This window comes from Nonomuraea sp. NPDC059194 (genome assembly GCF_042754765.1).
In the GTDB taxonomy this organism is placed as follows: domain Bacteria; phylum Actinomycetota; class Actinomycetes; order Streptosporangiales; family Streptosporangiaceae; genus Nonomuraea.
Map to the genome: position 1 here is coordinate 92,285 of NZ_JBHZBH010000031.1, position 13,115 is coordinate 105,399.

At 69.3% G+C, this 13,115-nt stretch carries 13 protein-coding genes, 1 tRNA gene and 1 pseudogene; 5 read left to right on the plus strand and 10 right to left on the minus strand.

Annotation, left to right across the window (positions count from 1 at the left end; genetic code table 11):
- Positions 1-9: 9 nt before the first annotated feature.
- Both ACFXJ8_RS31445 and ACFXJ8_RS31450 read left to right on the plus strand, forming a co-directional pair.
- Positions 10-390: a RidA family protein gene (locus ACFXJ8_RS31445; RefSeq protein ID WP_379647605.1), complete on the plus strand. Its 381-nt coding sequence runs from the start codon at positions 10-12 to the stop codon at positions 388-390.
- A gap of 9 nt (positions 391-399) precedes the next feature.
- A complete protein-coding gene (locus ACFXJ8_RS31450; RefSeq protein ID WP_379647606.1) occupies positions 400-1,587 on the plus strand; it encodes a hypothetical protein in 1,188 nt (395 codons plus the stop codon).
- Here the strand turns inward: ACFXJ8_RS31450 and ACFXJ8_RS31455 are convergent.
- The 3 genes from ACFXJ8_RS31455 to ACFXJ8_RS31465 are packed head-to-tail and all read right to left on the minus strand — an operon-like array spanning position 1,580 to position 3,657.
- Positions 1,580-2,470, minus strand: a complete 891-nt coding sequence (locus ACFXJ8_RS31455; RefSeq protein ID WP_379647607.1) for an alpha/beta hydrolase — start codon at positions 2,468-2,470, stop codon at positions 1,580-1,582. The genes ACFXJ8_RS31450 and ACFXJ8_RS31455 overlap by 8 nt on opposite strands.
- The gene (locus ACFXJ8_RS31460) at positions 2,470-3,027 is read right to left on the minus strand and encodes a TetR/AcrR family transcriptional regulator (RefSeq protein WP_379647608.1); all 558 of its coding nucleotides are present in this window, start codon (positions 3,025-3,027) and stop codon (positions 2,470-2,472) included. Before ACFXJ8_RS31460 ends, ACFXJ8_RS31455 begins: the two co-directional genes overlap by 1 nt.
- Before the next feature lie 24 nt (positions 3,028-3,051).
- Positions 3,052-3,657 carry a LysE family translocator gene (locus tag ACFXJ8_RS31465; protein WP_379647609.1) on the minus strand — a complete coding sequence of 202 codons (606 nt, stop codon included), beginning with the start codon at positions 3,655-3,657 and terminating at the stop codon, positions 3,052-3,054.
- 100 nt (positions 3,658-3,757) lie between these two features.
- Here ACFXJ8_RS31465 and ACFXJ8_RS31470 point away from each other — a divergent pair, with 100 nt between their 5' ends.
- Positions 3,758-6,493 (plus strand): helix-turn-helix transcriptional regulator, encoded by a 2,736-nt coding sequence (locus tag ACFXJ8_RS31470; RefSeq protein WP_379647610.1) that lies wholly within the window; start codon positions 3,758-3,760, stop codon positions 6,491-6,493.
- Here ACFXJ8_RS31470 and ACFXJ8_RS31475 read toward each other — a convergent pair.
- Positions 6,490-6,876: a response regulator transcription factor gene (locus tag ACFXJ8_RS31475; RefSeq protein ID WP_379647611.1), complete on the minus strand. Its 387-nt coding sequence runs from the start codon at positions 6,874-6,876 to the stop codon at positions 6,490-6,492. The two genes, ACFXJ8_RS31470 and ACFXJ8_RS31475, sit on opposite strands and share 4 nt — an antisense overlap.
- A gap of 117 nt (positions 6,877-6,993) precedes the next feature.
- Between ACFXJ8_RS31475 and ACFXJ8_RS31480 the strand changes: the two genes are divergently transcribed.
- A tRNA-Arg gene (locus ACFXJ8_RS31480) sits at positions 6,994-7,065 on the plus strand.
- A 132-nt stretch (positions 7,066-7,197) separates the two neighbouring features.
- Here ACFXJ8_RS31480 and ACFXJ8_RS31485 read toward each other — a convergent pair.
- The 4 genes and pseudogenes from ACFXJ8_RS31485 to ACFXJ8_RS31500 form a co-directional block, all read right to left on the minus strand.
- The gene (locus ACFXJ8_RS31485) at positions 7,198-7,971 is read right to left on the minus strand and encodes a tyrosine-type recombinase/integrase (RefSeq protein WP_379647612.1); all 774 of its coding nucleotides are present in this window, start codon (positions 7,969-7,971) and stop codon (positions 7,198-7,200) included.
- Positions 7,943-9,222 (minus strand): annotated as a pseudogene (locus ACFXJ8_RS31490) (DUF3631 domain-containing protein). The gene ACFXJ8_RS31485 and the pseudogene ACFXJ8_RS31490 overlap by 29 nt, the downstream one beginning before the upstream one ends.
- Before the next feature lie 21 nt (positions 9,223-9,243).
- Positions 9,244-9,651, minus strand: coding sequence for a hypothetical protein (locus ACFXJ8_RS31495; RefSeq protein WP_379647613.1), 408 nt, complete (start codon positions 9,649-9,651; stop codon positions 9,244-9,246).
- Positions 9,563-10,114: a bifunctional DNA primase/polymerase gene (locus ACFXJ8_RS31500; RefSeq protein WP_379647614.1), complete on the minus strand. Its 552-nt coding sequence runs from the start codon at positions 10,112-10,114 to the stop codon at positions 9,563-9,565. The genes ACFXJ8_RS31495 and ACFXJ8_RS31500 overlap by 89 nt, the downstream gene beginning before the upstream one ends.
- Before the next feature lie 204 nt (positions 10,115-10,318).
- Here ACFXJ8_RS31500 and ACFXJ8_RS31505 point away from each other — a divergent pair, with 204 nt between their 5' ends.
- Complete coding sequence (locus ACFXJ8_RS31505) at positions 10,319-11,158, plus strand: hypothetical protein (RefSeq protein WP_379647615.1); 840 nt, start codon at positions 10,319-10,321, stop codon at positions 11,156-11,158.
- Here ACFXJ8_RS31505 and ACFXJ8_RS31510 read toward each other — a convergent pair.
- Both ACFXJ8_RS31510 and ACFXJ8_RS31515 read right to left on the minus strand, forming a co-directional pair.
- Positions 11,143-11,610, minus strand: coding sequence for a DUF488 family protein (locus ACFXJ8_RS31510; RefSeq protein WP_379647616.1), 468 nt, complete (start codon positions 11,608-11,610; stop codon positions 11,143-11,145). The two genes, ACFXJ8_RS31505 and ACFXJ8_RS31510, sit on opposite strands and share 16 nt — an antisense overlap.
- 325 nt (positions 11,611-11,935) lie before the next feature.
- Positions 11,936-12,670, minus strand: coding sequence for a hypothetical protein (locus ACFXJ8_RS31515; protein WP_379647617.1), 735 nt, complete (start codon positions 12,668-12,670; stop codon positions 11,936-11,938).
- Positions 12,671-13,115 lie beyond the last annotated feature (445 nt).

Sequence of the window (13,115 nt, forward strand, 5' to 3'; positions counted from 1 at the left end):
GGAGATCCGGTGAAGAAGGAACTCAGGACCACCGAAGGCGCCGCTCCCGTCGGCGCCTACTCGCAGGGCCTCGTGGTCGGCGACTTCGTCTACACCTCCGGCATGGGCCCGCTCGACCCGGAGACCGGCGAGATCGTCGGCGACGACATCGAGACCCAGACGCACCAGACCATGAAGAACCTCGGCGCGGTCCTGGCCGCCCACGGCCTCGGCTTCGACGACGTGATCAAGTCGACCGTCCACCTGCAGCACCTGCAGCGCGACTTCCCGGCCTACAACGAGGTCTACAAGTCGTACTTCACCCAGCCGTACCCCGTCAGGACCACGGTCGGCTCCGAGCTGATGAACATCCTCGTGGAGATCGACTTCGTCGCGCACAAGAGCGCGTAAGGTTCGCCTGTGGACAGTTCCGTGTACGTCTTCGCCGAGGATCTGCGCAGCGAGGGCATGGAGAAGGTGCTCGACAGGATCCGCGGATACGGCGTCGGCGGCGCGACCGTCGGCGTCGTCCACCACCGCACCCGCGACGTCACCCCGCACGGACTGTCCAGGCTCACCCTCCGCCAGGACGGAGCGCACTTCCCGTTGTCCGACGACCTGTTCGGCGGGCTGCGCCTGCGTCCCGCCCCCGGCTACCTCGACGTCCTCGACGGGCTGCGCGAGGCGTGCTCCTCGCGCGGTCTGAAGTTCCACGGCTGGACGGTGTTCCTGCGCAACGAGTCGATCGGGGTCAAGCATCCCGACGTGACGGTGCGCAACTGCTTCGGCGACCGCGGCTACCCGACCGACCTGTGTCCCGCCCACCCCGACGTCAGGCTCTACGCCGTCGCGCTGGCCAGGGCCGTGGCCAGGCTGGGCGTCGACAGCGTGGTCGCCGAGTCGCTGCACTACCGCCCGCTCAAGGCCGAACGCTCGTTCGTCCCGCTCGGGCCCATGGACGCCTACCTCATGTCGCTGTGCTTCTGCGACTTCTGCATGCGCAGGGCGAGCGACCTGGGCGTCGACGTCGAGACGGCCCGCGACGAGTGCTCACGCGTCGTTGGCGCGGTCCTGGACGGCGAGCCGCCCGCGCAGGGCGAGGTGACCAGGGCGGCGCTGACCGCCTACGCCGGGCCCGACGTCGTCAACTACGCCCGCGCCCGCTCCGAGACCGTCACCTCGCTGGTGTCCGAGGTGTCGGCCGCGGTCGCCGCCGAGGGGTCGCAGCTGACGTTCGTCGACGCCACCGGCGCGGTCAAGGGCTACAAGCACGGGCTTCCCTCGCCTGGCCTGGCCGCCCACGACGCGTGGCAGCTCGGCGTCGATCTGGTGGCGCTCGGCGACCTCGTGCCGTCCTTCGGCGTCCTGGCCTACGCCCGCGACGCGGCGAGGGTCGCCGACGACGTGGCCGCCTACCTGCGTTCCGTCGGCAAGGACCGGGAGGTGCGGGCCGTGCTGCGGCCGGGCAACCCCGACAGCGACACCACCGACCGGCTCGTCGCGAAGGTCCGTGGCGCCAAGGCCGCGGGCGCCGCCGCCGTCGACTTCTACGCCTACGGGCTGGTGCCGTACCCGACCCTGGACCGGATCCCCGCCGCGCTCAGCTGAGGCTGTCGAGCAGCATCGGCAGGGCCCGCTCCAGCTCTCTCGTCCAGTACGGCCAGCGGTGCGTGCCCGCGCCGTACAGGTTCACGGTGAGCTCGACGCCCGCCTTCCTCGCCGCCTTGACGAACGCGCGGTTCTCCTGCTCGATGAACGCCTCGCCGCCGTCCTTCGGCGTGTTCCTGCCGTCGAGCGGGCCGGGCCGGCCGTCGCCGCAGGAGACGTAGACGGGGATGCCCTTCAGGTTCTCGGCGAGGGCGGTCGGGTTGTGCGCGGCGAGGTCGTCGCCCCACAGCTTGTCCGGGTCGTCGCCGGAGCGGGCGGTGAGGTGGTCGAGGTCCTGCCTGCTGACGTCGAGCAGGCCGGAGAAGGAGGCGGCCGCCCTGAACATGCCGGGATGCCGGGCCGCGTAGGAGAGCGCGCCGAACCCGCCCATCGACAGTCCCGCGATCGCTCTTCTGGCGGTGGCGCCGTAGCGTCGTTCGACGAGTTCGCGGACCTCGGTGAGGTGGAAGGTCTCCCACTGGGGTCCGTCGAGCCAGTCGCTGTAGAAGCCCGCGTAGCCCGCCTCGGGCATGACCACGATCGCGGCGGCGGCCTCGGTCACCTCGTCGGCGCGGCCGTCGCTCACCCAGGCGTTTCCGGCGTGCCTGCAGCAGCCGTCGAGCAGGTAGAGGACGGGCCAGGTGGTGCCGGGACGCCAGCCGGTGGGAAGCAGGATCTGGACCTCGGCCCGCCGCCCGACGGCGGGCGAGTCGACCTCCATCGTGACGAGGCGGCCTTCCTTCTTCTCACTGACGATCGTGAGCTCGCGCGCCGTGCCCGGTGCGGCGCACCCGGTGGCGGTCAGCACCGCGACGAGGAACGTGGCGAGCAGGCGTCGGAGCACTACGGCTCCTCGCTGGATGCTACGCCGTCGAGCACCGCCGACACGGCGCGCTGAGCGAACCCCGGCTCCACCGGCAGCCCCCTGAACACCGCCCGCACCCACACCGCACCCGCCAGCAGATCGACCACCAGCATCGGATCCGTGTCACCCGCCAGTTCCCCCCGCACCCGCGCGCGCTCGAAGATCTCCTGCTCGCGGGCGAACCGGTCGGCGAAGAACCCGCGCACGTTCAGCTCTGGATGGTGGACGGCGGCGCCGAGCGCGGCCACCGCGACGTCGCTGGACGGCGGGCGGGTAAGCAGCGCGACCATGCTCTCGACGAGGGCCTCGAGGTCGCCGCGCAGGGTGCCGGTGTCGGGCGGGTCGATGGCGAGCGCGTCGGCCTCGATCAGGGCGGCGGCCAGCAGGGCGGGCTTGGACGGCCACCAGCGGTAGATGGTCGTCTTGTTGACGCCGGAGCGCTCGGCCACCCCCTCGATGGTCAGGCTCTCGTAGCCGCGCTCGGCCAGCAGGGTGAGGGTGGCGTCGAAGATCTCCTGCTGCTTGCGCGGTGCCATGTGGGAGATCGTAGCTCCGGGGAGTCAGGCGGCGCGGCGGCCCGTGAACGCGGTCGCGATCCCCAGCCCGATGTACACGATCCCGCTGAAGTAGCGCAGCGCCCGTGCCCGCTTGGCCAGCCGTCCGCTCAACGCCCCCGCCATGAACGCGTACACGATGTCCGACAGCAGCCCGAGCAGCAGCAAGGTCCCGCCGAACAGCACGATCTGCATCGCGGGCGAGCCCGCCGCCGGGTCCACGAACTGCGGCAGCAGCGCCAGGAAGAACAGGATGACCTTGGGGTTCAGCAGGTTGACCAGCACCCCTTCGAGGAACACCTTCCCCAGCGGTTGCGGCTGCGCCGTACGGGCCGTGGGCTCGTCCTTGCCGGTCAGCGTCCGCACCCCCAGATACACCAGGTAGGCCACCCCCGCCCACTTCACCACCCCGAACCACGTCGCCGACTGCGCGATCAGGTACGACAGGCCGCCCGCCGCCGCCGCGATGTGCACCAGCGTTCCCGCCTCCACCCCGAACGCGCTGGCCAGCGCCGCCGCCCTGCCCTGCGAGAGCCCGCGGGCGGCGATGTAGAGATGGTTGGGCCCGGGGATGAGGACCAGCGTGAGCGAGGCGACGAGAAAGAGCAGCATGCGGGTACCGTACGCCGCCTTTGGTCCACGGCCGGAGTCCAATGGAAGCCCGGTTGTCCGGTCCAATCGGAATGTCGGCCGGCCGTGGCATAGTGGCCGGATGAACGGGCTGCTGATCGGGCGATCCGCCGAGCTGGGCGGGCTCGTTCGCGTGCTCGAAAACGCCATGGACGGTAGCGCGGGCGTGGCCCTGCTCGGCGGCGACGCGGGCATCGGCAAGACGCGCCTGGCCACCGAGCTGGTCGCCGAGGCACGCAAGCGCGGCCTCAACGTCCTGGTCGGCCAGTGCGCCGAGCTCGGCGACGCCCTGCCGTACCTGCCGCTGGCCGACGCGCTGCGCGACCCCGCGCTCGCCGACGCCGTCGCCGCCCGCCCCATCCTCGGCCAGCTGCTCGACGACGGCAGCGCCGTGGCCTCCTCCTCTGGGCTGACCCAGCAGCGGCTGTTCGGGTCGCTGCTCGGCCTGCTCGCCGACGTCCAGCCCGTCCTGTTCGTGATCGAGGACCTCCACTGGGCCGACCGCTCCACCCGCGACCTGCTGGTCTTCCTCAGCCGCATGCTGCAGTCCGAGCGCGTCTGCGTCGTCGGCACCTACCGCACCGACGACCTGCACCGCCGCCACCCGCTGCGTCCCGTGCTCGCCGAGCTCAAACGCCTGCCCTCGGTGACCGCCGTGGAGCTGCGCCCGCTCGGCTCCAGCGAGATGTCCGACTATGTGGCGACACTGGGGGAGGTGGGCGCCCGCGGGCTCGGCGAGATCGTCGCCCGCGCCGACGGCAACCCCTTCTACGCCGAGGAGCTGTTCGCCGCCATGGCCGAGGGCGAGGCCCTGCCTGACAGCCTGGCCAGCCTGCTGCTGTCCCGCGTCGAGCTGCTGTCCGAGCCGGGCCAGCGAGTGCTGCGCGCCGCCGCCGTCGCCGGCCGCCGCGTCGAAGACTCCCTGCTGCGCGAGGTCTCGGGGCTGCCCGTCGGCGAGTTCGAGGAGGCAGTCCGCGAGATCGTCTCCCGCGGCCTGCTCCTCGTCGACGGGTACGGCTACGCCTTCCGCCACGCGCTCCTGCAGGAGGCCGTCTACACCGACCTGCTGCCCGGCGAGCGCACCAGGCTCCACAACGCTTTCGCCGCCCGCCTCACCTCGCCCGCCGAGCTCGCCCACCACCACCTCGCGGGCCACGACCTCGCCGGCGCCCTCACCGCCTCCGCCGAGGCGGGCCGCATCGCCGAGCGGCTCGGCGCCCCCGCCGAGGCCCACCGCCACTACGACCAGGTGATCGAGCTGTGGGAGCGGGTCCCCGACGCCGAGCAGCGCGCGGGCGAGTCCAGGCGCGGCATCGCCATGCGCAGCGCCATCGCCGCCGCCGACAGCGGCGACAACCACGGCGCCGTCGCCCGCCTGCGCGCCGTCCCGCCCACCCCCGAGGTCCAGGAGCGCCTGGCCTCCTACCTGTGGGAGATGGACCAGACCGACGAGGCCATCGCCGTCGCCGAGTCCGCCGTCGCCACCGCCACCGAGCCCGTCGTGCTCGCCCGCGCCCTGGCCACCCTCGCCCGCTGCCTGGCCTGGAGCGACCGCCACGCCGAGCTCGAGCCCCTCGCCGAGCGCGCCCTGGCGACCGCCCGCTCGTCCGGCGCCGCCGACGCCGAGGCCAGCGCCCTGGTCACGCTCGCCTCCGCCGCCGAACTCCGCGGCGACTGGGCCCGCGCCGAGAGCCTCTTCCATATGGCTTCCTCCCGCGCCTCGGGCAACCTCGCGATCGACCTGCGCGCCCTGTTCAACCTCTCGCGCGTCCACTACGACCTCGGCCGCCTCGACCAGGCCGCCGAGGTCGCCGACCGCGGCATCGCTCTGGCCGCCGAGGCCGGGCTCAGCTGGAGCACCTACGGCACCGACCTGCGCTTCCTCCGCTTCCTCATCCACTACGTCTCAGGCGAGTGGCACGAGGCCGAGGCCATGGCCGCCCGCTTCCCCACCCGCGTCGGCACCGTCCCCGAGTCCATCCTGTCGTCGTTCGCGCTGTTCATCGAGGTCGCCCGCGGCCTGCCGAAGGTCGGCGAACGCCTGGCCTGGCTCCAGCCGTTCTGGTCCGACCCGCTCGTCACCTACATGTCGCGCGGCATGGCAGCCGAACACGCCCTGTGGAACGGCGACCTCGCCGCCGCCCTCGACCACGTCGAGGCGGTCATGGGCATCCTCACTCCCAACGACCCCGCCACCCTGCGCGTCGCGGCGACCGGGCTGGCGGTGCTGGCAGAGCTGGGCCGTACCAAGGGAGCCGACGAACTGATCGCCCGCGCCCGCTACGCCGCCTCCACCGGACCCGACGGCGAGCGTGGCGAGATGGGCCTCGAAGGCCGCGCCTGGCGGCTGCGCGCCGAGGCGGAATGGTCACGCGCCCACGGCCGCTCCGACCCCGACCGGTGGCGCGAGGTCGTCGAGGCCTTCTCCTACGGGTTCGTCTACGAAGTCGCGCGGTCGCGCTGGCGCCTGTCCGAGGCCCTGCTGGCCACCGGCGACCGGGCGGCCGCCCAGCAAGAATGGACGCTCGCCCGCGAGACGGCCGCCAAACTGGGCGCCGCGCCGTTCGCCGCCGCGCTCGAGGAGTTCGGCAGGCGAGCCAGGTTCGTGGGCGCGACCTCGACCGGCGGGCTCACCGCCCGCGAGGTGGAGGTGCTCGCACTGGTCGCCGAAGGCCTGGGCAACAGGGAGATCGGCGAGCGGCTGTTCATCGCGCAGAAGACGGTGAGCGTCCACGTCTCCAACATCCTGGGTAAACTCGACGCCTCCACCCGCACCCAGGCCGCCGCCATCGCCCGCAAACAGGGCCTGCTGCCCTAGGCTCTCGCCCTCACAGCCAGCTCCCTGACCACCTGGATCAACTCGGCCGGATCGAACGGCTTGGTGAGATAGGCGTCGACCCCGATCCCCAGGCCGCGCCGCCGGTCGGACTCCTGGGCTCTCGCGGTGATGAGGGCCACCTTGATGTGCGCGGTGCCCTCCTCCGCCCGCAACCGCGACGCCGTCTCCCAGCCGTCCAGCCGCGGCATCATCACGTCGAGGGTGATGACATCGGGCATCACGTCCATGACCCGATCCAGACAGTCCTGCCCATCGCTCGCGGTCGCCACCTCGAACCCCTCCAAGGTCAGGTTGACCGCGATGAGCTGCCGGATGACCTCGTCATCGTCTACTACCAGTACCCTGCCCAGATCCTCGCCCACGGCCGCCAAGGTAACCCGTCGAGAGGGGGTCACGTGCGGTTTTCGATGGATGTGGGCTGGGAGCTTCGGAGTGGTGCAGAGTGGTGGGCAGATGCTGGTAACGTTGTCAGTCGTCGAGCCCCCTTAGCTCAGGGGATAGAGCACCGGCCTCCGGAGCCGGGTGCGCAGGTTCGAATCCTGCAGGGGGCACTCGATCTTGACCAGCGAAAACTAGGCGCTGACCAGGACAAAGAGCATACGAGCGGGCGGGTCTCCAGTCTCATGGAGTCCCGCCCGTTCTCATTGGCGCTCGCTGGTTGTGGACCAGTTGTGGACCAGCTTTCACAGGGTCAGAGCGGCCTCTATCCGGCGGTTGTTCTGGTCCTGTCGGCCGTCCAGGCACTTGGCGTAGCGCTTGAGGAGCACTTTCACGCTGTTGCCCGCGCGAGCGGCCACCTCGGTGGCGTCCACTCCAGAGTTGAGCCAGGTAGACAGGGCTGCGTGCCGCAGGTCGTAGGGCCGTCCGGCCAAAGGGGAGGCCACCTGTTGAGGGGTGAAAGCGAGGCGGCGCGCCTCCTCCCACGCTCGCGAGTAGGTAGAAGCGCCGAGGACACCGCCGCGCTCATTGCGGAACAGGCGGCCATCCGGGGCCGTGCCGAACTCCTCCAGGTGGGCGCGGAGGGTGGTCACCAGCTCGGGCGGGATGGGGACCTCTCGGACGGCGCTCGTGTCGCGCTGCTTCAAGCCGCGCAGATCATGGACGGTGCCGGTATCCGTCCACTGCTTTCCGCTGCTGGGGCGGGTCTTGGCCAGGGTGAGCAGGCCCCATCCTTCCCCGGGTAGGTCGCAGTCGTCTCGCTGCAGCCCTACGGCCTTGGCGGGCCGAACTCCCGCAAAGTACAGCGTTGCGTAGAAAGCCACCAGGCGGCGCCCTCGGTCGCGGTGCCAGCTCCCGACGTACGACACGGCGGCGAGCAGTTCCCGCGCCTGCTTGGGGTTGACCACCGCGCGCCGGTCTAGGGCAGCATCCTTGGCAATCTTCTTCTGTTTAATCCGCTTGAGTGGGTTCTCCTTGAGTTCGCCGAGGTCAACGCCGTATTCCAGTGCGGTGTTCAACCCTCGGCGGCGTCGCGCCGTGGTGTCCGCAGCGGCGGGAAGCCGATCCAGGGTGAGGCCGAGGGCATCGCTCACGCGGCGCGCGACGATGGGGTCCGCCATGTCGGCGAGCGGGAGCGTGGACCTCTGGAGAATCCGCACGGTCGGTTTCAACTCCGGGGGTGCGGCTTCGCCATCCTCGCGGGGGATCAGCGCCCATTGCATGGCGGCACGAATCTCCTTGCGGGGCAGGGCGACAAGCATCGCGAACGTGGCCACAGCCAAGCAATCCACGATGCTCTCGCGCGTCTTCGCGGCAGCGCCGGGCCAGCGCATGGCGGTGTACTTGGCGGCGAAGTCGTACCAACTCATGGGCGGTGCCTCGGCGTCGGCGGCCAGCATGGAGGCGGGTAGACCGGTCTCCGTGTCGAAGAGTTCGCCCTTCTTTGGTACGGCAGGCGGCCAGCAGCCGTACGCGCGCCGAGGTTTGGCCGTTGTCGTCGGCTTCGGCGGTGAGCACCAGGGCGGCGGCGCGGGCGCGTTCGGGCCAGGTGCCGCCCGCGTGGTCGGCGACGATGACGAGGGGTTCCCAGGTGTCGGCGGCGCGGTCTTCGACGGCATGCCGGGTTCTGCCTGTTCCAGGGTGGCCAGGTCGGCGCGTAGCCACTGTTCCAGGTGGGCGGCGAGCTGGCGGAGCGGAGATCGGTCGCGGCGGTGCCGGTAGGGGGCGGCGCTCTCGCCGGGGGCGCGGCGGCGCATCCGGATGACGACGGCGCGGTCTTCGATGGCGTCGGGCATGGCGCCGATTCCGGCCAGGGCTGCCATGGCGAAGGTCGGAATGCTTTCTACGCGGTTGGTGGCGGCGTCGTAGCGTTTGGCGGGCCGGTTGCGCTGGTGTCCTGCGTTGAGCAGGCCGCGCAGGTCTTCGTTGCCGTCTGCCTTGGGGCCGAAGATGGTGTCGGCCTCATCTACGAGCATCGTGGGCGGGTCGTCGGTGATGGAGCGGTAGACGGCGGCGCTGGAGGAGTTGACGGTGATGAACGGCTCGTGACAGGTGGCTTCCACGATGTCTAGCAGCCGGGACTTGCCGCATCGCTTTTCCGGTCCGCGGATGACCAGGCGTGGGGCGTGTGCCCAGGCGGGTTGGGCGTGGCTGGCTGCGATCCACAGCGTGACGGCGTCGGCAGCCTCGGCGCTGGGCAGGATCACGTACCGGGTCAGGGCGGCGCGGAGCCGGTCAAGCAGGTCAGCGCCGTTCGGCTTAGAGCTCATGGTGGATCTCCCTTGGCGGATCTACGCGGTAAGGCGGCGGGGTCGGTGGGAGCCGTGGCGCAGCCCGGAGGTGACGGTTCGGGCCACTTCGCCGAGGGGTAGCCCGAGCGCAACCCCTCCCTGTTCAAGCAGCTCTTTCACCTCCTGCTCGGGGAGAGCGCCGCCTGCGACGAGTTCGCCGAGGGCTGCGGCCGTTCCGAACAGGGTGCGGTTGCGCTGGCTGGGTTGGGCCACGGCCAGGTGCGCAAGTTCACGCTCCAGGGCCGCGCGCAGGTAGGCGGAATGGCGGCTGCCGGGGATGGGGACGTGGACGGGCCGCTTGGGCGGGATCGGTGCGGGCTCAAGCAGCTTGAACAGGGAGGGGGGTAGCGGGGCGGGCGCGGTGAGGTGCTGCACCGTATACGGGCCGACCCCGTCGGGCAGGGACACGATGCTGCCGGGGCCGACGACGTAGCCGCCCCAGGCGCGGGTGTCGATGAGCCACCCCAGGCTGCCGTTCGTGCTGGGCAGGCGGGTGCCGGGCGGGGCGTTGTAGTACAGGTGCGCCGCCGCGCCGGGTGCGGACTTGGAAGGTCTCCAGCTCCAGCGGGATACCGGCGCGCTGGCGGATCAGCGCGAAGACGTCGGCGCCGTCGTGGACGCCGGGCAGATTCCACGGGCGAGGCGGGTGCTGGCCTGGTTTGGGCATGTCCAGGTCGATGACCAGCAGCCGGGCCGGGCCGGTGGCAATACCGATGTTGTAGGGGGCGCGCGTCTCCCAGTCGGTGAGGCCGCGCGGGGGCGCCTTGTCGCCAACGGCTAGCGGGAAGACGGGCCAGCCTTGCGCGGCGGCTCGGAGGGCGGCGGCGGTGGTGTCGGGTTGGTGCGCGGTCATGCGGCGCTTGCCGCCCATCCTGCGATCCCGGTTCGTCCGTCACTCAGCTTCTTGGCGCTGGCGCGTCCGACTGACTTCTTCGGTGGCGGTGATTCGGGCGTTCCTTAACCGCCAAGATGGAACTCGCGACCTGCAGCGGCGAGCACCCCAGGGCTATTGCTGTCCCAGCATTTCCGGGCTAGTTATGAAAGGTCGAGATCATCAGCTGGAGGAGAGCTCACGATGACGCAGCCCTCGCTGTTCGCTCCGGATCCGGATCAGGCCCCCGTGAAACCTGTTGATCCAGGCGCCGAACAGATGCGGCTGCTCATCACAGTGAAAGCGGCACCGAACCCGTCCGCGACATACGGGGAGACCGTGTGCGTCGCCGCTCTTCGACTCGATCTCGGGAAGGAAGGGTGGGTGCGGCTTTACCCGATTAACTATCGGGAGCTCGATCAGCCGAACAAGTTCAAGAAATACGACATCATCACCCTCGACGCGCGACCGACTCGCACCGATCGACGCCCGGAAAGCTGGCGACCTCTTGTCGCAACGGTCACCAAGCAGAGTCACCTGCCGACGTGGAAGAGGCGACTGCCCTACGTGCGAGAGCATATTCGAGGGACGATGTGCGGCCTCTTGGAGAAGGTCCGCACGAGGCCTCCAGGCCAGTCATTGGCAGCCATCCGTCCGCGCGAGGTCACCGGTTTCGACATTGAACCGCATCCGGGATGGACTCCTGATGAACAGGCGAAGATCGAGACGTACGTCAGCCAGCTCGACCTGTTCGAGTCGGCTCCGCGCACGGCGCTCCAGGCTCCGCGATTCAAGGCGTGGTATCGGTATCGGTGCCACGAGGCGCGTTGCTCGGGCCATCGGCAGGGACTCCTGGACTGGGAACTGGTGGCGCTGCAGCGCAAGCTGACCAGTCTCGACGACCGAGAGGCCATGGAAGCCCTGCGGCAACGGTGGCTTAGCGAAATCTGTGCTCCCAGCAATGACGTGGTGTTCTACGTTGGAAACCAGGCCAAGCGTGAGCACGTCTTCAGTGTGCTCGGCGTCTTCTATCCCCGCCGATAGCCGATGCCGGCCAGGACGCTCGTGCCAGACCTGAGCCGGTCCAGCAGAACGTGCCGATGGCAGCGGAACTCGTCGGCCTCGAAGCACAACAAAGCCACGATGCCCTCGTTGGCCGCGGCGGCGATCTCATCGAGTCGAGCATCGGCATCAGCGCTGTCGATGGTCTTCTCATACGTCGTGCGAGCCGCCATCAGTTCATCGTGAGGACCGGCGAACCCTGGCCGATTCCACTTCGGGTTGCCAAGTTCACGTGCGTGGACGTAAGCCACTCCAACATCGGCTAGCGCGTTGCCCAGCGCGGTCTTGCTAAAGCCGCGCTTCCGCGAGATGGGATTGAGGCGCACATCGACGACGGTTGCGACGTCGTGCGCCTGAACACGTCGCAGGAACGATGCCATGTCCTCAACGCCCTCGTACCCCATGCCGATCAAGCCGCGCGGTCTCATGTTCATGCTGTCCACCCTTACATAGCGATCTTCGCTGTCAATCGCGATCGACCCACAAGGCGATCACGTTTGCCCCGTACGCACTGATATGCCCCGACTCCTGCGTGCAGGTCTTCTCGACCACCCGTGGTGGCTGAGCGTCGACAACGAGTTGGACGCACAGAAGCAGCTGCGGTCAGCTGCCCGCTCATGAGTAGCAAAGGACGCTCTCGTCCGTCTCAGGCGAGGGCGTCTGGATCAGGCTGGTCCGCGGCGCAGCCACTCTCCGTAGGCGGCGAGGGACCGTTCGCGCACCATTTCTGGCTGGGACTCGTCCACTAGGCTGGGTAGGTCACACGCACTCGTCGATGGGCCGCAGCGTGTGTGCTTGGATCTCGGCTTCAGGGACGCCGATGGTCATTTCCGACCAGGTGGCGGCGTCGATTGGCTTGGCTGGCCCACCCATGGTGGTGACTGACCACTGTTGCTTGTCCAGTGGGTTGTAGAACGAGCCGAAGATAGCGACGTTGGCATCGGCTGGGGGTATCACTCCCAGGCTTAGGGCGTAGTCGATCTCCGTGCACGAGGGTATGGCGGCCATGTAGAGCTGGCTTTTCCAGACGTCGTCGAAGTGCATGACGGTGAAGGTGGTTCTCACCGTGATGCTGTTTCCGTTGCTGATGGTCACGGTCCGGTGCTGTAGGAACTGCTGCTTCCTGGCTGGGTAGTCGCCCATGACGACTCGCTGTGCAAATAGCTGTCGTGTGTCGTCATGCTGCTGTTTGCTGACGCTGAGTGCCTTTGTGGAGATGACGAGCGCGGGTACGGCGATGAGTCCGGCAAGGACGGTACCGATTGTGGTCCACCACTGAAGTAGCCGCCCTTCCAATCCCCGTGTCCGGTTGGCCCGGTCACGTCGGAGCTGGGCCCGTTTGGCGGCCAGGCGGGTGATCTTCGACGACGAGGCGGGGTGCTTCAGGTGTACGCGGGCGGGAGTTCGTATGGCGCGTCGCGGCTCTGGCTTCGGTTCGGGCTGTCCGAGCAGGCGCAGGAGTAGCTGGGGGAGAAATCGACGGACGCGCGACATGCTACCCATAATGCAGTGGCCAACCTGCAACCGCAGGAAGAGATGCTGATGCAGTTGGTTGCGCGTGCGCGTGTTGACTGTGGTGGTCGGGGATCCCCGTGGCGCTGCGCCCTCCGTTCCAGTACTACGGAGCCAAGGGAAGACTCGGCCCCTTCCTGGCCAGCCTGCTCGGGCAGCACAAGAACTGCGAACCGTTCGCGGGCAGCGCAGTGTAGGCGGCCCTTCGAGCCCGTTGCGAGCCAGACCTACGGACTTGCCATGGAAGACGCAGGTAGAACTGTGATCGTGGAGAGGCCTCCGGAGCCGGGTGCGCAGGTTCGAATCCTGCATGTGAGCGGACAGGGAGTTCTGGCTCTGTCTCACTCCACGGGGTAGCGGTTACAGCATGTGAGTTCTGGTGCGATTGGTGTTGGTCGCGGTCCTGTAACACGCTGCGCATGGGAAC